Raw genomic sequence first — 22,312 nt, forward strand, 5'->3', positions numbered from 1 at the left:
CCTAAAATAAAGGCAGATAATTATTTAGAACTCAAAATTTTAGGAGTATGCTGATGTTTCACAATTCGTTAAATAATAATATAACTTGTGAAAGCCTAACGCGTTTTTTGCGGTAGGTTATCTTGGTGTACGCCAATCTAATAATCGCCAAAAACGTGTTAGGCATCTTACTCACTAAGATGGTTTAACACTTTTTTTATGTTCATTTTTGAAAGGATGACTCATGTTTCAATTTATTGCAACTTATGCACCACAATTGATCATTGCAGGTATTAAATACACAATACCTTTAGCATTAATTTCATTTGTGATTGCTGTTGTCATTGCTGCTTTAGTAGCAGTTTTGCGATCGTATGTACCTCATGCAACTGGCTTGGGTGATCTTGGCTGGCGTCTACTCAAATTTATTTTATGGTTTTATGTTTGGATTTTCCGTTCAACACCAATGCTAGTGCAATTATTTGTTGTTTTTTATGGTCTACCAAAACTAGGTATCAGTTGGTTGTCACCATCTGGTTGGACTGCTGCTGTCTGGGTATTGTCACTAAATACCGGCGCTTATGCTTCTGAAGCGATCCGCGCAGCTATTTCATCAATTCCTGATACACAACGTGAAGCAGCAGCAGCATTGGGCATGACTGATCGCCAAATTTTTATGCGTATTATTTTGCCACAAGCTACGCGTATCTCAATTCCCACATTAGCTAATTCATTCATTTCGCTAGTCAAAGACACTTCGTTAGCATCAGTTGTCACCATTGTCGAGATGTTCTACCTGTCCCAACAATTAGCAGCTGTCAATTTCGAACCGTTACAAATGTATCTATTAGTTGCTGTGATATACGCTTTATTTGTTACTATCTTGTCAATTCCCCAACGCTATATTCAACGTTGGGCTGACCGTTTCGTCAAGGATCAGAGGTAAACCACATGCTAAAATTAGAACATATTGATAAAAAATATACTGAACATCATGCCTTAAAGGACATCAACGTAACCTTTAATCCACATGAAACAACCGTGATTGTTGGCCCATCTGGATCAGGAAAATCAACTTTACTCCGTTCATTAAACTTATTAGAACGACCAGATACTGGTAAATACACGCTCGATGAACGAACCATCGACTTAAGTTTACCGATAACGACTGAAACGCTACTTTGGGTGCGACGAAAAACTGGCATGGTTTTTCAACAACCACGTATGTTTGATCATTTAACGATCATGGGTAATATGATTGAGGCACCAGTACATGTGCTAAAACAATCAAAATCTGAAGCAACCAAACACGCTCATGAATTATTAGCTGCTGTCAATTTGGACGAAACGGCTAATCGTTATCCCTATCAATTATCAGGTGGTCAAACGCAACGTGTTGCGATTGCGCGTGCAATGGCCATGGCACCAGATTATTTGTTACTAGATGAACCAACTTCAGCCTTAGATCCTGAACTTGAAGCGCAGGTATTACGTGTACTAAATGATTTAGCACATGAAAATCAATCCATGATCATCGTTACACACAATATGGATTTTGCACGTCATGCAGCAGATCGCATGCTATTTTTGGAAGATGGTGAAATTAACTTTGATGGCACACCAGATGACTTCTTTAATAAGCCCACTGAACGTATTAACCACTTCTTAAACGCTTTTAAATTTGATCAAGATGCTTAAACTATCCTAACAAGATGTTGGTAGTAAATAGTACTTATCAAAAGCGTTTCTACAGTAAAAGGGTACTGATAACTAATTTTTGAAAAATCAGTTATCAGTACTCTTTTTTATTGTGGCAACTTGCAACTTGAAGTGCACACTAAAGAAAAAAATAATTTATTGCGAATCAACGGCGCATGTTGTTTGTCTAGAATATGCAAATAGGTGTCTTCAAAAAAATGAATAAAAGTTTTCATTTTATTCACTGTCATTACCCATCTTTAAAAATTATCAATTTACTAAATATATAATTAATAATAATTACAAATATATTATCGATTATTTTCCAAACTATTGAACTTTGATGCATATATTGTACGCCATACCAAATAATCACCATTTCCGTTTTTACTTCTAATATTAATATGTTCGACGAATCGCTTTAAAGGCAAAGTTATTGCCTGTCTTTTGTTATTTTTCTTCGTGAGTTTCAATTAATCCTTGTTGAATCACTGGTAATAATTCTTGCCACGTCGTTTCGAAAATCGTTTTAAATAAATTATCATCCCAACGACCTGCAAAAAATGGATGATAGAAGTACGTGAACGTTTGCATCACTGTTTGACCACGTTGTTGTCGGAATGTATGCCACGCCATAATACGTTCAACAGCGCTTGCAAACTCCTTGAGACGTGGTTCAATCAAACTATTGTGTTTTCCCAATTCAAACTTATAAAAAGCCAACATTTCTGGTGCCGCTGCAAAACTTGCTTGACGACGTGTTGAGAGTAACCATAGCCAATCATGTAATGCTTGCACACGATCTTCAGCGGGCACACGCTCACTGGCTGCAATGATTGGCTCGTCAACGTGCTTTAACCAGTCTTCATCCATTTCTTGGAATAATGCATCACGATTGGCAAAATGCTTGTATAAAGCAGCGGGTGTGATGGCTAATTTACGAGCTACGTCGGCAAGGCGTGCCTTTTCATAACCTTTTTCCATTAAAACGGCTTGGGTCGCCTCAAAAATGGCTGTTTTTGTAACTTTCGACATCTTGCTTCCTTTCTCAAATGATTGTCTTTATTATTATACCCAACTATTAATAGTATACAAACTATCTAATTTTGTTTATTAAAATTCTCTGCTATACTGGACGGTAGATAGTCGACAAATTTTGACTAAAATTATTAAATACGGAGTGTACATATATGACTATTTCATCATTAACAGATACATTTACCTTGGCTAATGGCGTTAAAATTCCAGTCATTGGCTTTGGTACTTGGCAAACGCCTGATGGCGATGTTGCTTATCAAAGTGTTTTAGATGCCTTGAAAGCTGGCTATCGTCACATCGACACAGCTGCTGCCTATGGTAACGAAGCTTCAGTTGGTCGCGCCATTAAGGATTCTGGTATCCCACGTGAAGAACTTTTTGTGACTTCGAAATTATGGAATGATAGCCATAGTTATGAAGCCGCTAAAATTGCATTAGATAAGTCATTAAAACTTTTAGGACTGGATTATCTTGATTTATACTTGATTCATTGGCCAAATCCACTAATTAATCGTCGTAACTGGGATAAAGCAAATGCTGAAGCTTGGCGTTTTATGGAAGATGCCTATGCAGATGGTAAAATTCGCGCCATTGGTATTTCAAATTTCCAAATCAAACACGTTGAAGCTCTGCTAAAAACAGCAACGATTAGACCAATGGTTAATCAACTATTTATTAATCCATCTGATTTGGAGCAAGATATCGTTGCTTTCAATAAAAAGCACGATATCTTAACAGAAGCCTACTCACCATTAGGCACTGGATCGTTACTAGCTGTTCCAGCTATTCATGATATTGCTGACACACATCATAAGTCAACCGCCCAAGTTCTTATTCGTTGGTCATTGCAACATGGTTTCTTGCCATTACCTAAATCAACACACACTGAACGCATTGCGCAAAATGCTGATGTATTTGATTTTGAACTAACAGACGCAGAAATGGCTGCTTTAGATCAATTAGAAGGTGTTGCCGGTACCCACCAAGATGCATCGCAAACTGAGTTTTAACTATTAAATAAGTATGAAAAGGCTGAGACAAAAATTATTGTCTCAGCCTTTTTAAGTAATTAAACAAAATAAATACTTTTTCAACTATTATTGTGTGCTTATTCACCCAGTTCAGCAATTACTTTATCATACTGTTCCTTAATAAAGTGTGCTGAAGCAGTCAACTTTTCTTGTTCATCAGCTGGTAAGTGCAAAGCGACCTGATCCACGACGCCTTCCCGACCAACAATGACTGGATATGACACATAAACATCGTATTCAGAACGATAATTTGAAACTGGTAGTTCTTCATGACTATCTGTTAAAACAGCTTTGGTTAAGCGACTAGCAGCACTTGCAATGCCATAGCTGGTAAACTTCTTACCGTTATAAACGGTATAACCCCCATCACGTACTTCATCATTTAACTTTGATAATGGCAAGTCATAATCTGTGATTGGTTGATCCTTAACAGTAACTGTTGACCATGCTGTAAACTGTGAATTACCATGTTCACCAATGTTGTAGCCACTAACTGACTTTGGATGAACCTGTAAGGCTGCCCCAACAGCACGATGCATACGTGCGGTGTCCAGCAATGTCCCCGTACCAATAACACGTTCTGCTGGGAAACCAGTATAGTGTTGATACATCGTTGTAATAACATCTACTGGATTTGTAATGACCACCAAAATACCTTTAAAGCCAGATGCAACTAATTGTTTAGACACACCTGCAATTTGTTGCTTGGTAAATTTCAGTTCAACAAAACGATCATTCGTTGTTGTCGTTTCTTGCAATGAAATCTTTCCAACTGAAGAAACAACAACGTCAGCATCAGCTAATGCTGACCAATCATTCACGACATAATTCGCATGAAACTCCAGATTAGCCATGGCATCTTCAAAATCTAATGCCTCAGCGGTCGCTTTTGCTTCATTCGTATCAATGAAAACAAAATCATCAACTGCTCCTTGTGCTGTTAAACTATGAGCAACTGCTGCCCCAACGTGTCCCATACCAATAATACCAACTTTACGTGTCATAATATTCTCCCCTCTAAATTATCATTGTTCTTACTTCAATCAATAGTTGGCCAAAAAGTCACCAATGCGCTTCACAGCTTCATGTAATGTTGCCATTGATGCTGCGTAACTAATACGGATATGCGCCTCTCCGCCAACATTAAAAGCTGATCCTGGAATAACGGCTACCTTACCACGTTTTGCTAAATCAACACTAAATGCATAATCATCCTGATCAACATTTGCTGGTAACTTTGGAAAGACGTAGAAAGCACCCGTTGGTTCAGTAATTTCAAAGCCTAGCTTGCGTAAAGCCGGTACCAAGTAATCACGTCGCTCACGATAAGCTTCACGCATTGCCTTAGAATCTAACTTACCCTGTGCTGAACCCAAGGCCTCCGCTGCTCCTGCCATGGCAGGATTTGAAGCTGCTGTCACTGTAAATTGATGTAACAAGGCAGCTGGTCGCAATAAGTCTTTTGGCCCCACAATGAAACCAATCCGATAACCCGTCATCGCATGTGACTTTGAGACACCATTCAAAATAATGGTCTGCTCAGGTAGAAACTTTGCAATTGATGTATGTGGTGCATTATAAGTTAACTCAGAATAAATTTCATCAGCAATCACTGTAATATTAGTTCCCTGTAGTACATCAGCCAAAGCTGATAGTTGTTCAGCGGTATAGGTAACGCCTGTTGGGTTAGATGGATAATTCAACATCACTGTGGTTAATTGATCACCATACTCATCAATAGCTGCTTGCAATTGTTCTGGTGTTAACAAGAAACCTGATTCTGACGTGTCAACGTAGACAACTTCACCACCAGCTAACTCAATTGTCGGATCATACATTGAGAAGTTTGGTGCAGGTAACAATACCTTATCGCCTTCATTAATAAATGCCGTAAATGTATCATAAATACCTTCAGTTGCACCCAAGGTAACAACGATTTCTGAATCAACATCATATGATAAGCCATAACGGTCTAACATAAAATGATGAATAGCTTCTCGTAAAGCAACTGTACCAGCAGCTGGTGCATAATGTGAATCATCTGCTTCAATACTTGCAATCGCTGCCTTCTTAACATGTGCCGGCACTGTAAAATCAGGCTCACCGAGTGTTAATTTCAAAATACCTTCAACATCACTTGTTTCATCGTCAAATGCTCGAATCGCATTTGGCTTAATTGCTGCAACACGCTTATTTACTCCCATGTTCATTCCCTCATTTTTTAAATTTTCCGACCTGGATTTAAAATTCCCAGTGGATCAAATACTTGTTTCACTTGCTTTTGTAATACACGAACATTTGCATCTAATTGTTTTGGTACCCAGGCATTTTTTAAACTGCCAATGCCATGCTCTGCACTAACTGTTCCATTTGATTTTATAACAAAATCTAATAATTCATTAATAAATTTTTGTGTATCTGCTGGTAAGGTGCCATCTTTATCCTGCAAAATAATATCCGGATGCAAATTGCCATCTCCCGCATGCCCTAACAAAAGTAATCGTTGATCATATTTTGTTGCTAGTTCCTCAGCTTTATCAGCAACATCTGCTAATTTACCCAGCGGTACGGCAATATCTTCAACAATTAAGCGACCATATTGGGCACCAGCAGCAAAGATATCTTGCCTAATTTTAATAATTTCAGCTGTTCGTTCAGCATCTTCTGTCACATCAATCTTCGTTGCCCCATATTCATGTAAGAGGTTATCGATTTTATCCAACACACCAGCAACAGCAACATCAATTTGAAAAATCAATAAGGCTTGTTCACCATGGCTACCCAAATGACTATTTTCATATTCATCTAACGCTTCAATCGAAACACGATTCAAAATTTCTAACATTGATGGGTTCACACCACTAGCTTGCACTGCTTGTACAGCACGCATTAATTCATGAATCGTCGGAAAGGTTGCTAAGCCCGTAATGGCACCACCTAATGGTACTGGTAGTAAACGAACCGTGGCTTCAACAATAATACCTAATGTGCCTTCCGATCCAATCATTAAATCAGTAAAATCATATGCAACATTATTTTTAAATGTCTTACCACCAAGTGTGATCAATTCACCATTTGCTAACACAACTTTTAATCCTAAAACGGATTGCTTGGTTGTCCCATATTTTAACGATGACATACCGCCTGCATTAGTCGCAATGTTCCCTCCAACTGAACTAATCCGTTTCGACCCAGGATCTGGTGAAAAGAAATAACCTGCTTGACGTGCCTCTGCATCCAAATCGCCATTTAATACCCCTGGTTCAACAATAGCCACTTGATTTTCTGGCTCAATGGCTAAAATGTGGTTCATCCGTGATACATTCAGTATTAGACTACCTGTTAAACCGGCTGCGCTATTAACAATTGATGTTTTAGCTCCTTGCGGTACAACCGCAATTTGATGGGCTGTTGCAAAACGTAGCGTTTCCTGAACATCAGCAATTGTTTCAGCAAATACAACGGCATCCGGTAATATTTCAGTTGTGATTTCTTGCGTATAGTAATTTGTGCCATACGTTTTTAACGTTTGCTCATCTTGTGACACTTCACCATCTGGCAACTGCAAAGATGAAAAAATTGTTGTTGTCATATTGCTCCTTTTGCTATAAAAAAATCCCGTCGCTCTATAATAGAATAGAACGACGGGACGATAAATATCGTGTTACCACCCGTGTTTCAGTTTGTATCACTGCAAACTGCTCTTTAAGTATTGATTGCATACTTATATGCGATATCGGGCATCACCGGAAATAACTTATAGCTATCACTACTCATCATTTCAATCACTCCTAGGCCAAAATTCACCTGATTGAACCGATTGCCTCACACCATTTGCAACTCGCTTTGCGTATTCACCACAGGCTACTACCTCATCATCATGTTTACTCATATAATGGTAAGACGCCAATAATGAAAAGTCAATCATTTAATTAAAGAATTCTCATTTTATCCACATTTTAAAAATCATGCTGTAAATGGGTACCAAAAACGACTACCCGTTACCTTAATCAATATCACTTCAAAGATAATTAAAACAATAACGCCAATTAAAAATAACCAATCGTGATACATGTTTTGACATATTAAAATTCTACTTGGTACGAATAACAAGCATATGATTTTTACTGGATTCAACCATTATTTCTTTGTAAACTTTACAATTCCCTCCCAACGAGCTGTCTGAGGAAACATATCAATCGATTGTATATAATCAACACGATAAACTTTTGCTAAGTCCACTAAATCACGCGCTAAAGTTGAAGCATTACATGATACATAAACAAATTTTTCTGGTTTCGTTGTTAAAATTGTTTGTCGTAATGCACTATCTAACCCCGTACGAGGTGGGTCAACAACCATCGCATCTGCAATCCATCCTTCACGAGTCCATTGTGGAATAAGTTTTTCTGCAGCTCCAACATAATAGGTCGCATTCGTAATGCCATTATCCACTGCATTTTCATTTGCATCATCAATTGAGTCTGCAATCGTGTCCATACCACGAACTTCTCCTGCATGATCAGCTAGCGAAATGCCAATCGTTCCAACACCTGAGTATGCATCGATCAGTTTGTCCGCTTTCGTCAAGTCCAACGCTTTAATTGCTTCTTGATATAGTCGCTGCGTTTGCCGTGGATTCAATTGAAAGAAGGCACGCGGTGATAATTTAAATGTCTTGCCATTGATCTGTTCTGTTATATAATCTTCGCCCCAAATTTGACGAGTATCATCACCCCATATTAATGATGACTTACCACGATTGATATTTTGGTGAATTGATACAACTTCCGGTAAGGCAACATGAATTTTATCAATTAGTTCATCCGCATTTGGTAGTGAACGTCCATTGGTCACAATCGTTAATTGAACATGCCCTGTTGATTCTGAGACACGTGCAATTAATGTTTTAATCACACCTTTATCTTTTCGTTCATTATAAATAGGTAATTGCATCTCTGCTAAAATATCACGAACCATGCGTACAACTCTTAATGTCGCTGGATGTTGTGTTGTAACAACTGGTAAGTCCACTAATTTATGTGAATGCCGTTTATACATTCCCACTGCTAGTTGCCCGTTGACTTCACGTATCGGAAATTGAGCTTTATTACGATATCCTGTAGGGTCAGCCATACCAATCGTTGGCAATAACTTATAATGCGCATAGCCTGCTGGTCGATATTTTTCCAACGCTTGCCGAATGACATCTTGCTTAAATTGTAATTGTCCTTCATAAGCGAGATGTTCTAATTCAAAGCCACCCACTTCTTGGTTATCAATAGGTGTCACGCGTTGTTTTGATGTTTGCTTGAATTTACGAATGCGTGCTTCAATAAATTTATCAGTGACATTCGTCACCTCAACTTCAACAACTTCACCTGGTAATGCGCCTGGAATAAATGTGATTTTACGCTTGTAATAGCCAATGCCTTCACCATTGATTCCTAATCGTTTAATTGTTATCAATAATTGATCCCCAATAGTTACACGGACTGGTGTCTTGGTTTTTACTTTTGTTCCACGTGAAACATCAACAGATTTTTTAAAATGTTGATGTTTATTGTGATTCTTTACATATTTATTTTCCATAATTCGTTCTACAATAGCGCTTTCTTTTGTTGTTTAAAGTTCGTGATGGATCTTTTGAAAATTCTGCTCAATCTCAAACAATGCCTTTGCATTATCTACTAAATTATCCGCAAATTCTTCAGCACGGTCAACATCCGTTTTATATCGTAACTCATGTTCAAGACTAGCCCACATATCCATGCCAATTGTTCGAATCTGAATTTCGACAGGCACCGCTTCAACATCATGCGCCTTAAAAACAGGAACTTTGACAACTAAGTGCAAACTACGATAACCACTTTCTTTCGGATGTTCAATATAATCTTTACGTTTAATCACTTCAACATCGTCTTGTTGTGTTAATAATTTTTCAACAGTATAGATATCATCAATGTAATTAGTAATAACACGTAAGCCAGCAATATCAAAAATATTTTTCTTGATAGTTGTGACATTAGGTTCAAGATTTTTCTTTTTTAATTTACCCATTAAACTTTCTGGATCCTTCATTCGTCCATCAATGTGATGAATCGGATTATGATTATAGTTCACTTCAAATTCAGCATCCAAATTTTCCAACTTTGTTGATATTTCATGTTGTGCAGATTCATATAATTGGTACATTTGTGATAATTGCGTCATCTGTTCTGCAACCCACTCAAAACCATCTCTGCCACCAATCATTTGGCGAATTTTTTTAACGCTCATAGTATTTCTTTTCGTATTCATCGTTATTTATTCCCTTTTTATCTGATTTATTCACAACGCACAAGACATATCATTTTTATTATACTCAATCATACGATACTTTTCGTTAATCATTGCTTAAAAAGACAATTTTTGACTAGCGATATTAAAAAGCTGAGATTATGCCTGACTAAAAAATCAGATAATCTCAGCTTTTCACGTCATATGTCTCAAAAATATATTGTGACGCCTATTTTATTTATTTTTCTGGTACAGCTGACACCTTGATATCACCAGCAATAATCTTATCTTTTGCTGTCTCAACAGCCTTCTTTTCATCAGCATTCAAATGCTTAGTCACCACACCAACGCCGCCTTCTTTTAGGCCATAATAAACCGTCTTACCACCAGGGAATTTACCATTTTGAGCAGCTTTTGTAATTAATTGCACACCACGTCCGATTCCTGTTAGTGATGATGTTAATGTCAGATTATCCCGCTTACCATCTTTCGTTTTGTAGTTACCCATATTCGTTTGGTCAAGGTCAACACCAATTACCCAAACTTTATCCTTTGAACCAGATGGTAAGGTTGCGCTTTGATCTTTGGCAGCTTGGAAAACACCGTTTCCAACACCACCAGCGGCTTGGAAGATAACATGTTCTCCTTGAGCAATTTTAGCTTTGGCAATCGTTTGTCCTTTGGCTGGGTCAGAAAATGTCCCTGCAAAAGTGGCATCTACTTTGATGCTTGGATCAACTGATTTCACACCGGCTTGATAACCTGCTAAGAATGACTCAATAACTGAGTTTCGCATACCACCAATAAAGCCAACAGTTTTATCGCCTAATTCTTGTGCTTTTTTAGCAGCCGCAACCCCTACTAGATATGAAGATTGTTCCGAATGAAATTTAACAGAAGCGACATTTTTATATTTCTTATCTGCTTGTTCGTCAACCAAAACAAATTTTGTTTTGGGTTGCTTACTTGCAACCGTTTCAACAGAATCTTTAAAAGTATTCCCAATAGCAGCGACTAAATTATAGTTTGCTGTTGCCGCTTGCGTTAATTGGGTATCATAATCAGCGACTGTTTTGGGTTGAAAGTAATTATAACCGTCTTTCCCTTTTGTTAAATGGTTTTGCTTGCCCCATTTTTGCAGTCCTTCCCAAGCGCTTTGGTTAAATCCTTTATCATTCACACCATTCGTATCTGATACCATCGCTGCAGTGAACTGATCTTTTTTGTTTGATTGGCTACCATTCATTGATGCAATACCAATCCCCACAACTGCGACGACCGCAACACCACCAACAATCATCATCCGACGTGAAACCATTTTATTAATACCTCCAAGTATTAGTCCCTCAACCCAACCACTCATTTAAGAGTTCTTTATGAATATATAATTTTATTTACTATAGCGGTCTCACAACTAGAATGCAAGCTAATTTTTATATAATGATAAAATATGTCAAAGCGTTTTACTTAATGTCAAAATCATTAATTTAAATGAGTTTTAGATGTGTAAATGATGTTAATTTTTATTTGTTTTAATAACGAACATTATTTTAAAAGTACATTGAAAAATATCATAAAGTACGTATAATAGAATTATCAATTAAATGGGGGATATCATGGCCAATACAGATACACACGATAGTATTCTTGTTTTGGACTTTGGTTCTCAATATAACCAACTCATTTCACGTCGTATTCGTGAATTGGGTGTATATTCTGAATTAAAGCCACACACTATTACCGCAGCTGAAATTAAAGAACTCCAACCCAAAGGCCTAATTTTCTCGGGTGGACCTAACTCAGTTTATGATGATGGTGCATTTTCTGTCGATCCAGAAATTTTCAATCTTAACATTCCAATTCTTGGTGTTTGTTATGGTATGCAACTAATGGCACATATGTTGCCAGGTGGTAAGGTACTACCCGCTAACAATACATCTGAATACGGTGAGACAGTTCTAAAGGTAACCGATGATCAATCAACATTATTTGCTGATACACCTGAAACGCAAACTGTTTTGATGTCACACGGTGATTATGTTGGCACTGTTCCTGATGGTTTCACAGCTGTTGCTACATCAGATAGCACCCCAATTGCCGCTATGGAAAATCCTGAGCGCCAATTATATGGTGTGCAGTTCCACGCTGAAGTGCGCCACACAGTTTACGGTATGAAAATTCTTGAGAATTTTATCGACAACGCTGTGCATGCCTCACGTGATTGGTCAATGGATGACTTTATTGAAGAACAAATTGCTAAAATTCGTGAAACAGTTGGTGACAAGCGCGTCTTGCTTGGCCTTTCTGGTGGCGTTGATTCATCAGTTGTCGGCGTGTTACTACACAAAGCAATTGGTAATCAACTAACCTCAATTTTCGTAGATCATGGTCTACTTCGTAAGAACGAAGCTGATGAGGTCATGGCAGCGCTTGGTGGTAAATTTGGTCTAAACATCATCAAAGTTGATGCACAAGAACGTTTCTTGACGAAACTAGCTGGTGTAACAGATCCTGAACAAAAACGTAAAATCATTGGTAACGAATTTATTCGTGTCTTCGATGAAGAAGCCGCAAAATTGGATGGCATTGACTTCCTAGCGCAAGGAACCCTATACACTGACGTTATCGAGTCAGGTACGGATACTGCCCAAACAATCAAATCTCATCACAACGTTGGTGGCTTACCGGAAGATATTCAATTCCAATTAATCGAGCCTTTAAACAAGTTGTTTAAAGATGAAGTGCGTTCACTTGGTGAAAAGCTTGGCATGCCTCACGAACTTGTTTGGCGTCAACCATTCCCTGGACCAGGTCTTGGTATCCGTGTTCTAGGTGAAGTGACAGAAGATAAGCTAGAAATTGTTCGTGAATCTGATGCCATTTTACGTGATGAAATCGCGAAGCAAGGTTTAGATGGCGAAGTATGGCAATACTTTACTGTTTTGCCTGGTGTCCGCTCAGTTGGTGTCATGGGTGACGGTCGTACCTACGACTACACCATTGCAATCCGTGCCATTACTTCAGTTGATGGCATGACCGCTGATTTTGCAAAGTTACCTTGGGACGTGCTAGAAGAAATTTCTCGCCGTATCGTTAACGAAACTGACCACGTTAATCGCGTCGTCTATGATATTACAGCTAAGCCACCCGCAACTGTTGAGTGGGAATAGCTAGTGGTGAGCTAGAAACCTTTGTGTATCAAGGGTTTCTAGCTTTTTTTACTTTTGGATTGCACTTTCATTGCACTTATTTCTATTGGACGTCTTAGATAGTTGACCGTGAACTGATTACGTGGAGAATGATCAAAATTTTTTTTGGTCGGTTCAAAGTCGATCACGCCATTTAATTTATCTGCCACTTGAAAATTACTGTTGGGATAAAGGTGTCCGTAAGTGCCCAAGGTGGTCTGCACATCTTCATGACCTAACCGATCTTTAATGATCAGCGGATTTTCTCCCATGCTGATCAACAGAGAAGCATGAGAATGACGCAAACCGTGGATACGAATACGATGCACTCCTGCTTTTTTGGAATAACGATCAATGGCGTGGGCAATGGTATATTTCTGTGTTGGAATCCCGTTGTAGCTCATTACAAAAGAGGTTTTCACCACTTTTTGCTGAACATTTCGCCATTCTTTTAAAAACTGTAAAGTGGTTTTATCCAGCACAATATGACGTACACTGGCTCTCGTCTTGGGAGAGGTAAAGTAATATTCTTCTTGACTCTTATAATACAAAGTTTTGTCAATCGATAACATCCCCGTTTTAAAGTCAATATCGTCCCACTGAATGGCTGTGGCTTCACCGATACGCATACCGGTCATAAATAACAGCCACAAAGACATGAAAAGAAAGTGTTGATAAAAGTCTTCCTTATAGAGCAATGAACTGAACCCCGTAAGTTGGAGTAATTTCCAAAACTTACGGGGTTTTACTATGTTTTCAAAAGAAGTACAAATTGAAGCTGTCTCAATGTATCTCCAAGGTATACCACCTTACAAAATACGCGAAAAGTTCGGTATTAAAGGCTCAGACACTATTCTTAATTGGGTTACTAATATCAAGGAACTCGGTGTATATGGGATAAAAGATGCTAGTCGAAATAGGACAAATTATCAATATTCCTTTAAAATCAAGGTAATTAGATGGCGCCTTGAGCACAAAGCTTCGCTTCCAGTAACTGCTAAGAAGTTTCATATTCTTAGTCCATCTATTATTTGGCAATGGGAAAGAGCGCTGGAATCTGGCCGCCTGAAACCTAGTAAACAGAGGTGGAATAAGAAAATTATGACTAAACAAGATGACAATAAAATTAAGAAACTTGAAGAAGAGAACGAATTACTGCGTATTAAGGTAGCCTATTTGGAAAAACTAGAGGCCTTAGCACAGGAGAAAAAGAAATTACAAACCAAGACAAAGCGGTAGTAATTACTGTGTTAAGGCAAGAATTGAAATGCAAACTCAAGTTAATTCTTAAAGTAGCAGAAATGTCAAGCAGTAGTTATCATGATGCCTGTAAGCGAGCCTATAAAGAATACTCTCGTAATTTGATTAATGCAATTGTTGAAATCCGTCATGAAAATCCTGAATATGGTTACCGTCGTGTTACTCAGGAATTACATAATCAAGGCTTTAACACCAACCATAAGGTTGTGTTGAAAATCATGAAAATGAACAATATTCTTTGTACTGCATTTAATCGAATGACTCGTAAATACAATTCATATGTTGGCACAGTTGGTCACATGGTCACATTGCACCAAATCGTGTAAAACGTCGATTTATAACAGATCGGCCTTATCAGAAAGTACTTACGGATGTTACGAAATGCGTTGGGGATCGGGGAAGCTGTCTGAACGAGCATATTTTACTGCATATATTGATGTTTACAGTGGTGAGATTCTCACCTGGAATATTGACCTTCATCCAACCGTTGAATTCGTTATAAAACCGTTAGATGAGCTGTTAAACATTAGGCCAATATTAAACTATCGTTTGACAATTCACTCTGATCAAGTCTTTCAGTATCAAAATTATGAATATGTATCACGGTTGAAGAACAACCATGTCTTTCAAAGTATGAGTCGCAAAGCGACTTGTTTGGATAATGCCATGGCAGAAAGTTTCTTTCATATCTTGAAAGTAGGAACGGTTCACAACCATCATTATCAAAGCTATGACGAATTGAAATCTGCTGTCACTAATTATATCTATTACTACAATAATAAACGGATTAAAACAAAACTGGCCGGGAAAACTCCGGTTCAATACCGAAATTTTTCCGACCAGTTAGCCGTCTAAACTTTCTCCAATTTTTGGGGTTCAGTTCAATTTCGTTTTTGAAATGTCTTTTTCGGTTCACACATTCTTATGATTTATCTCCATACGACAGATAAAGCTAACTATGTTTTTTCAATATCCTCTAAATTCATAAAGTAAATCACTTAATTTTTCATTTTCTTCTATAAATTCAAGAAGAAAATTTTCGGTTATATGATATTGTTTACCTTTATTATCCTTAGTACTCAGTATTTGCTTATCGTCACTGTCAGTAATTTGGAAGCTATGAACTATTCGATTTCTTTTTGTGATTATATCAGAAAAAAGATTGGTAATTTGCGTACCAGACTTTTTAGTAATTGTATTTTTAATTGGTTGGGATAAATCACCCGAAGTCTGATCAATTAAATTAAACCAGTTATATAGCCTTTCTTCGTCGCTATTTAAAATGTTTTCTATGACAAATGAATTATTGGAATTAAACACACACAGAGCAGTTCCTAATAGTTGCCTATAGTTTCTGTCTGGAAGTGCTTGTCTAGTATAATCTTCGTACATTTCTTTACCATTCCTTTTATATCTTGCGAACAACTTAGTTTTACATTGCATTGTTAGCACCAAAAGCAATATATTTTTCAACAAAATTACATTAGCATCGAAGGTGTAGTACACATATTTGGCTAGTTAGAAAGATGAATATTATTATTAACCATAACACTGTTATGAACAAAATTATTAGCATCTAAAGCTTGAATAGTCGAATCATATACCTGTGCTTGCTGGTTAGGATCTTCAATAGTAATGATTAAGCAATACGGGATATTCAGATCAGCTTGGTTACGAACTGCATAGGATTCTGCATAGTCACGATAATGTCCTTCCAGAAAAAGAAACCAGTGCTTGCTGGATGATACATCATCTTTAAAGCGAGGTTGTAACTCGGATAAATCAAAAGCGTACTTTTTAACTGGATGATACTTCTGTCCATACCTTATAAGAGTACGTTCGCTAGCATAATCGGGGTGGTTATGCATAATATGTTTACCATAATTACTATCGAGTAACGTGTTAAACGCTCCAACACGCTTAACAGGATTAAAGCGACTCAAAAACTCAGTAGTATTTTGTTTTTCATCATAAGTACCGAACTTGATGTCAAGATTAGATTGACAATACTGAGCTCCCTGGTTCGGGATTAATATTGGATCATAAACCAAAGTTATTTTGATTCGACCAGTATAGTACCCATTTTTAATTAAAGCCTCAGGATATGGAAAATCCATAATATCAATACGACGACTCTTTTGAATTTTTCCTTGCAAAATCAATGTACTAGCAAAGGATGAACTAAAGATGGTATCACTAGCATTGGCTGGCTTTCCATACCCGAGATAATCCAAACGCTTTTGTGCATCAAGAGGCGGAACCTCTGCATATCTTGCTGAATGAATTTCAAGAGCTTTGAGTGTTAATAAATCATATTTATGGTTTGTCAATAAATCCAACTCTGCAATATTTCTAGCTACTTTCGGTGCAGAAAAACTTGTACCTACAGAATGAATCAAATGTAAACCATCACTGGAAGCTGTATCGCTAACTTGTTCAAAATCCTTAATTGTAGAAGGAGATTGAGTTTTGGCAAACAAATCTCCACCAAAATGACTAACATCTGGTTTTACAACTGACGCTGGTGCAGGTCCATGGCGGGAGTATGGAGCAGGAAAACTTTTTACGGTATACTGATATTGATCCGAATCTCTATTTAAAGATCCAACTGTAAGCGCACGAATGGACTCAGCCCCAACACTTAATCTTCCAGCAGAAGCTTTAGAAACAAAATTACCATCGTTACCTGCAGACTTGCAAATAATGACATTGTTTTTTTCTTGAATTTGATCTAGCGCAGTTGCGAACAAAGAAAACTCACTATCTGATATCTCATCAACAAGACTAACGGAAAGATTCCAAACATGTATCTGGGGATTCATTTTTACCGCACTTTCGATATTTTCAATCAATTGATTCTCCTCAATTGGAAACTTTGGAACTATAGGAACATCAATGATTTTACAACCATTAATTGAATAATCATTGTTTTTGCCAAAAACATCACCATGAATAAGAAGAGTAGCTATATAAGTTCCATGTGAAGTATCAAGTAAGTCTTCCGGATAATTGCAGCCCTTTCCACGAGTTACCCAGTTTTGCGTCAATTGATTTTTTGCTACACCGGAATCAAGAAGTCCAACCAATGGATATTCTTGATTTTGATTAAAATCTAGCAAATCAAAATCAGTAGCCAATTGTTCACTCATAACTCGAAAGGGCAAGTCAACTTTCGATATAGGTTCAACAGAACGAATCGGTAAGGTACGAATAAATTTTAAAGAATCAGCAGCAATAGATGGTACTCGAACAGCTTTAATGTTTGAAGAATAAGAAATCAATTCATTGTCAATGTTGTGGCTAGTTAAATTGGATTGAATAATACTAAGAGCACGTTTATCCAATGTAGGATCGTTGTAGCTTAATGGGACTATCTTGTATGCTTCTGAAGTATCAATTATTTTAAGTTCAGGTTTAAAAGTTTCAATTTCAGTTAATGAAGAAATTGGATGAACATTTTTTTGGGTATCCGTAAAATTATCTTTAATTGTTTTTAGTTTCTCTTTAGAGTCTACTTTCATAATCAGTGATTGTTCACCGACAAAACCAATTTGACCTGTATTTTCTCCAACAATAAACATAGGAATAATTTGACGTTGATGGCTGTTAGCTTGTGCCTTTTTGATAAATGTCACTTTTAAAGTATGTGGTAAACCTTCAAAGGATGTCTGATCCCATTCAGACTCAATTTCATCAAGGTTTGAAATGAGTCGTTTACTACGTTGAAGTAGTTCTTGCCCACTCAAAAGCCATTTGGTTTTATCCTCTTTAGCTCCTCCCCCAACAGTATTTCCATTGTCTTGGGGACGAGGAGAAAAATTAATAGGCAGATTCTTCTCATTATTCATTAGTCTTTACCTCCTTATAAATTGAACGCACTTTTCGCATAGATAATGATAACCGTTCCGATATTTCACTTTGAGAAACAAGATTATCGATCATAAACTTTGTGGCATTTTTTTCTGTGAAATTTTCTGGTGTGATATAAATAAAAAGTTCTAATACAATTTGTGAATATAAAAGTTCGTCTTTTCCTTGCAAAATACAATTTTTAGCAGCAGTATTGAAAACAGACTTAATGGCATCTGGAGAAAGATTAACAGTAGCTCTGACTAACTGATCAACCTTTTTTAAATCATTTTTAAAATTGTTATCCATAATATTTGAAAAATGGTTAATCAATTTTTTACGCACACCTTTTTCTGGGATACCTAGTTCTAATTTTGTATCAAATCGTCGCCAGACAGCAGAATCTAACAATTGTGGGTGATTGGTTGCTGCAATGAGTATACTATCCGATGCAAAATTATCTATATTTTGTATTAAACTATTAACCACACGTTTCAGCTCTCCAAGTTCATGCTGATCATCACGAACCTTTGCTAGTACATCAAACTCATCAAGAAACAAAATACAGGGCTGCTTAGAAGCATATTCAAAAACCTTACGAATATTTTTTGCAGTACTACCTAGTAGAGAAGAAACAACTCCATCCAACCTAGCCGTAACTAGTGGCAGACCAGTTTGCAAACTTATAAAGCGTGCAAGAGACGTTTTTCCAGTACCGGGTTTGCCATACAGAAGTAATCTGTTATTAGTTTCAATCCCGTTTCTCAAAAGCAAATCCCTTTTTGCATAGGCATGAAGAAATTCATTTATTTCTTGTTCAACAAAGTTATTAAAAAAGAGCTCTTCAGATGTTTCAACCGGAATAGATATATCTACTGTTTCTACATGTGTCTCGCTATCAAATGGTTTAGCTGTCAATGAATCAAGTTCTGCAGTTCTAGTAGTATTTCTTTCGATCAGCTGAGAGATTTTTTTTGAAACTGTCATTTCACCATTATTTTTAAGATAACTTGCTAACTTGGTTGAATAATTTCGAACCTTTTGTGGATCATTTTTTAGTCCACCTTCTATTATTTTGAGTAGTTCAGGATACATTGTAAATCCATCCTTTCAGAAATGTGACGTAGGTACATAAATATGGTAATCAGTCACTTTTGATATTCTATCACACAAAAACGTTTTTGTATATACGAAATTTGTGCAATTTATACAATAAAAAGGTATTTTATAATCGAATTATGGTACTTTTGATTATTATGAATCCTAGGAACTATCTCAAATTTTTTTATATCTAACAATGGGATCAATAAGCCCACACTTTTTTCAATCTTTACTAAGTAAATTAAAGACGCTCAATGAACGTCTTTAATCAATTGAATATTGAATTTTTTGAATTTCAGTTTCTCTTCTAAAGTGAAACCTGAAAACAGTATCTAATTAAGTGCCACTGCACTGAAATTGCACTTTTTTTATTATTTTTGGTGTTTTATACATTTTTATAGCTTTGAATATTGCTTGATATTACTGCATTTCTACTTATACGCTTAACCCAAAGTCCAGAGTGGGAATAAAACTGACATTTAAGCAATTGCCAACGTTCGACAATTTTTTACAATTAAAAGAGAATGTTCCAAAAGGATTCAGTCTTTTAGAACACGTTTAAAGGCGCTAATCTACCAATCAAAATTGATAGATTAGCGCCTTTTTCAGCTGATCATAACGACTGATGTCTCAGCCGTTTATTTTTTAATCTCGTATCTGGCCTTGACCTAAAATCACATATTTCGTTGTTGTTAATTCTTTTAAGCCCATTGGACCACGTGCGTGTAACTTTTGCGTTGAAATACCAATCTCAGCACCGAACCCAAATTCAAAACCATCTGTGAAGCGGGTTGATGCATTAACATAAACACAAGCGGCATCAATTTGCTGCGTAAATCGTTGGCTATGTTCATAATTAGTTGTAATGATTGCTTCAGAATGTTTCGTATTATGTTGATTAATGTGGCTAATTGCCTCGTCCAAGGTATCAACTACTTTAATGGCAATAATGTAATCGTTATACTCCGTATCCCAATCCTCAGGCTGTGCTGGTCGTGCCTGATCACCTAAAATTTCACAGGTTCGTTCATCGCCACGAATTGCCACATGATTAGCGACCAATGCTTTCGCAATTTGTGGTAAGAATTGTGGAGCAATCGCCGCATTCACAAGTAATTTTTCAGCGGCGTTGCAAACAGATGGTCGCTGTGTTTTTGCATTAATCACAATATTTTCAGCCATCTGCAAATCAGCCGTTTCATCAACATAAATATGACAATTACCAGCCCCAGTTTCAATAACAGGCACAGTTGCTTGTTGCACAACTGTTTGAATCAAACTGGCTGAGCCACGCGGAATTAAAACATCAACATACTGGTTCAACCGCATAAATTGCTGTGCGACTTCATGTGAGGTCTCCGTGATGACCTGCACTGCATCCTGAGGTAACCCCTGTTCACGCAACACATCACGAATAACTGTCGCAATTTGCATATTAGTATGTATTGCTTCCTTACCACCACGTAAAATAACGGCATTCCCGGATTTAAAACACAATACCGCTGAATCAACCGTGACATTTGGGCGTGCTTCATAAATGATGCCCACAACGCCCAACGGCACTCGCTTTTGATTAATTTCTAATCCTGCTTGTGTTATCCAACCGCGTTCAATATTTCCCAACGGATCTGGCAAACTAGCAACCTGTCGAACACCTGCTGCAATCCCCGCAATTCTATCTGCATTTAACGTCAAACGATCAACAAACTTATCTGCTAGTCCTGTCGTATCTGCTAAATCAGCCTGATTAGCAATCAAAATCTTCGCCGTTTGGGTCTCCAATGCATCCGCAATTGCCAGCAAGGCTTGATTTTTAGCGGCTGTTGATAATTGTGCTAACTGTTGTGCAGCCTGCTGTGCTTTTTTCCCAATTTCAATTAATAATTCTGTCATTATTGATGTACCTCATTGGCGTCATCAGGAATAAATAAGGTTCCCAATTCTTCACCGTTCATAATATTAAAAATAATTGATGGATTAGCCCCATTTGCCAAAACCATCATTTGATCATGTGCCAAAATATTAGCAGCTGCTTTCAACTTTGGCGTCATACCACCTGTACCGAACACCGATCCTGCACCACCTGCTTTTTGTAGCGAATCAGCAGTCACTTGATGCAATTCCTTAATTAATTTCGCGTCTGGGTCTTTATGAGGATTACTCGTATAGAAACCATCAATATCTGATAACATAATCAACAAATCTGCGTGAGAATGAATCGCAACGATTGCAGACAGTTGATCATTATCACCAAAAGTTGTTCGATGATCCAATTCATCAACAGCAACCGTATCATTCTCATTAACAACGGGAATGACTCCCCATTCTAGCAATTGTTCCATCGTGTTATGAACATATTCACGACTTTGTGGGTAATCTAACACATCATGCGTTAACAATACTTGACTAATTTTTTGACCATATGCAGCAAAACGTTGCTGATAAACTGTCATTAATTCACTTTGTCCAATGGAAGCTAAAGCTTGTTGCTTTTGAATCTGCTCTGGTCGCTTTTGCAAACCCAATTGACCCATTCCAGTACCAATCGCCCCTGAACTAACTAAAATCACTTGTTTGCCTTCGTTAACTAAGCCAGTTAGGGTATAACTCAACTGATCAATTGCCTGCAAATTTAATTTACCGTTCGCATGCATCAAAGAACTCGTACCAATCTTCACAACAATCCGTGAAACATGTGTCATCTGGCGGGCTGACTCCATATGACTCGCCTCCATTTCTCATTAAGTTTTACCCTAATTCTACAATAGTCCACGAAAATAATATAGCAATAAATAAACATCAGTCATGTTACATTACTTAACACAATCGGTTTCGTGCCACTTTCTTCGCGTTATAATAACGCTATAATTTAAAGACGAAAGGATTGAT

The 22,312-nt window shown here is 37.3% G+C and carries 19 protein-coding genes, 1 pseudogene and 1 other annotated feature; of the genes and pseudogenes, 7 read left to right on the forward strand and 13 right to left on the reverse strand.

Annotated features, from left to right (window positions below; all coding sequences use genetic code 11):
• The first annotated feature begins 223 nt into the window (after positions 1-223).
• Positions 224-925: an amino acid ABC transporter permease gene (locus ACSKY2_RS06985; protein WP_489840515.1), complete on the forward strand. Its 702-nt coding sequence runs from the start codon at positions 224-226 to the stop codon at positions 923-925.
• A gap of 5 nt (positions 926-930) precedes the next feature.
• Complete coding sequence (locus ACSKY2_RS06990; RefSeq protein WP_489877256.1) at positions 931-1,677, forward strand: amino acid ABC transporter ATP-binding protein; 747 nt, start codon at positions 931-933, stop codon at positions 1,675-1,677.
• A gap of 450 nt (positions 1,678-2,127) precedes the next feature.
• On the opposite strand, the gene ACSKY2_RS06995 is transcribed toward ACSKY2_RS06990, so the two are convergent.
• Positions 2,128-2,712, reverse strand: a complete 585-nt coding sequence (locus ACSKY2_RS06995; protein ID WP_489840513.1) for a TetR/AcrR family transcriptional regulator — start codon at positions 2,710-2,712, stop codon at positions 2,128-2,130.
• A 155-nt stretch (positions 2,713-2,867) separates the two neighbouring features.
• Between ACSKY2_RS06995 and ACSKY2_RS07000 the strand changes: the two genes are divergently transcribed.
• Positions 2,868-3,725: an aldo/keto reductase gene (locus ACSKY2_RS07000; protein WP_489877257.1), complete on the forward strand. Its 858-nt coding sequence runs from the start codon at positions 2,868-2,870 to the stop codon at positions 3,723-3,725.
• Positions 3,726-3,823: 98 nt separating this feature from the next.
• On the opposite strand, the gene ACSKY2_RS07005 is transcribed toward ACSKY2_RS07000, so the two are convergent.
• From ACSKY2_RS07005 to ACSKY2_RS07030, 6 genes are all read right to left on the reverse strand, one after another.
• Positions 3,824-4,750, reverse strand: coding sequence for an L-lactate dehydrogenase (locus ACSKY2_RS07005; RefSeq protein WP_489840511.1), 927 nt, complete (start codon positions 4,748-4,750; stop codon positions 3,824-3,826).
• 39 nt (positions 4,751-4,789) lie between these two features.
• Complete coding sequence (locus ACSKY2_RS07010; protein WP_489877258.1) at positions 4,790-5,950, reverse strand: aminotransferase class I/II-fold pyridoxal phosphate-dependent enzyme; 1,161 nt, start codon at positions 5,948-5,950, stop codon at positions 4,790-4,792.
• Positions 5,951-5,967: 17 nt separating this feature from the next.
• Positions 5,968-7,338, reverse strand: coding sequence for an FAD-binding oxidoreductase (locus tag ACSKY2_RS07015; protein ID WP_489840509.1), 1,371 nt, complete (start codon positions 7,336-7,338; stop codon positions 5,968-5,970).
• A 50-nt stretch (positions 7,339-7,388) separates the two neighbouring features.
• Positions 7,389-7,634, reverse strand: a binding site (T-box leader).
• A 252-nt stretch (positions 7,635-7,886) separates the two neighbouring features.
• Positions 7,887-9,338 (reverse strand): 23S rRNA (uracil(1939)-C(5))-methyltransferase RlmD, encoded by a 1,452-nt coding sequence (rlmD, locus tag ACSKY2_RS07020; protein ID WP_489877259.1) that lies wholly within the window; start codon positions 9,336-9,338, stop codon positions 7,887-7,889.
• A 33-nt stretch (positions 9,339-9,371) separates the two neighbouring features.
• A complete protein-coding gene (locus ACSKY2_RS07025) occupies positions 9,372-10,046 on the reverse strand; it encodes a GTP pyrophosphokinase (protein WP_489840504.1) in 675 nt (224 codons plus the stop codon).
• A gap of 217 nt (positions 10,047-10,263) precedes the next feature.
• Positions 10,264-11,343, reverse strand: a complete 1,080-nt coding sequence (locus tag ACSKY2_RS07030; RefSeq protein ID WP_489877261.1) for a BMP family lipoprotein — start codon at positions 11,341-11,343, stop codon at positions 10,264-10,266.
• A 298-nt stretch (positions 11,344-11,641) separates the two neighbouring features.
• On the opposite strand from ACSKY2_RS07030, the gene guaA reads away from it, so the two are divergent.
• A complete protein-coding gene (gene guaA, locus ACSKY2_RS07035) occupies positions 11,642-13,195 on the forward strand; it encodes a glutamine-hydrolyzing GMP synthase (RefSeq protein ID WP_489877262.1) in 1,554 nt (517 codons plus the stop codon).
• A gap of 38 nt (positions 13,196-13,233) precedes the next feature.
• Here the strand turns inward: guaA and ACSKY2_RS07040 are convergent.
• Positions 13,234-13,950, reverse strand: a pseudogene (locus ACSKY2_RS07040) (site-specific integrase); the annotation flags it as partial.
• Positions 13,951-13,963: 13 nt separating this feature from the next.
• On the opposite strand from ACSKY2_RS07040, the gene ACSKY2_RS07045 reads away from it, so the two are divergent.
• The 3 genes from ACSKY2_RS07045 (at position 13,964) to ACSKY2_RS07055 (ending at position 15,328) form a co-directional block, all read left to right on the forward strand.
• Positions 13,964-14,452, forward strand: a complete 489-nt coding sequence (locus tag ACSKY2_RS07045) for a helix-turn-helix domain-containing protein (RefSeq protein ID WP_489877263.1) — start codon at positions 13,964-13,966, stop codon at positions 14,450-14,452.
• 62 nt (positions 14,453-14,514) lie between these two features.
• Positions 14,515-14,799, forward strand: a complete 285-nt coding sequence (locus ACSKY2_RS07050) for an IS3 family transposase (RefSeq protein WP_489877264.1) — start codon at positions 14,515-14,517, stop codon at positions 14,797-14,799.
• Positions 14,800-14,854: 55 nt separating this feature from the next.
• Positions 14,855-15,328, forward strand: a complete 474-nt coding sequence (locus ACSKY2_RS07055) for a transposase (RefSeq protein WP_489877265.1) — start codon at positions 14,855-14,857, stop codon at positions 15,326-15,328.
• Between the two features lie 111 nt (positions 15,329-15,439).
• Here the strand turns inward: ACSKY2_RS07055 and ACSKY2_RS07060 are convergent, their stop codons facing one another.
• The 5 genes from ACSKY2_RS07060 to proB form a co-directional block, all read right to left on the reverse strand.
• Entirely contained in the window at positions 15,440-15,865 is a 426-nt protein-coding gene (locus tag ACSKY2_RS07060; RefSeq protein WP_489877266.1) for a selenium binding protein, read from the reverse strand.
• Positions 15,866-15,987: 122 nt separating this feature from the next.
• On the reverse strand, positions 15,988-18,321 hold the full coding sequence (locus ACSKY2_RS07065) for a S8 family peptidase (protein ID WP_489877267.1): 2,334 nt from the start codon (positions 18,319-18,321) through the stop codon (positions 15,988-15,990).
• Positions 18,314-19,417 (reverse strand): AAA family ATPase, encoded by a 1,104-nt coding sequence (locus ACSKY2_RS07070; protein ID WP_489877268.1) that lies wholly within the window; start codon positions 19,415-19,417, stop codon positions 18,314-18,316. The genes ACSKY2_RS07065 and ACSKY2_RS07070 overlap by 8 nt, the downstream gene beginning before the upstream one ends.
• Positions 19,418-20,068: 651 nt before the next feature.
• Entirely contained in the window at positions 20,069-21,316 is a 1,248-nt protein-coding gene (locus ACSKY2_RS07075; protein ID WP_489877269.1) for a glutamate-5-semialdehyde dehydrogenase, read from the reverse strand.
• Positions 21,316-22,143, reverse strand: coding sequence for a glutamate 5-kinase (gene proB / locus ACSKY2_RS07080; protein WP_489877270.1), 828 nt, complete (start codon positions 22,141-22,143; stop codon positions 21,316-21,318). Before proB ends, ACSKY2_RS07075 begins: the two co-directional genes overlap by 1 nt.
• Positions 22,144-22,312 lie beyond the last annotated feature (169 nt).

It is taken from the genome of Weissella sp. ESL1156 (genome assembly GCF_058505625.1).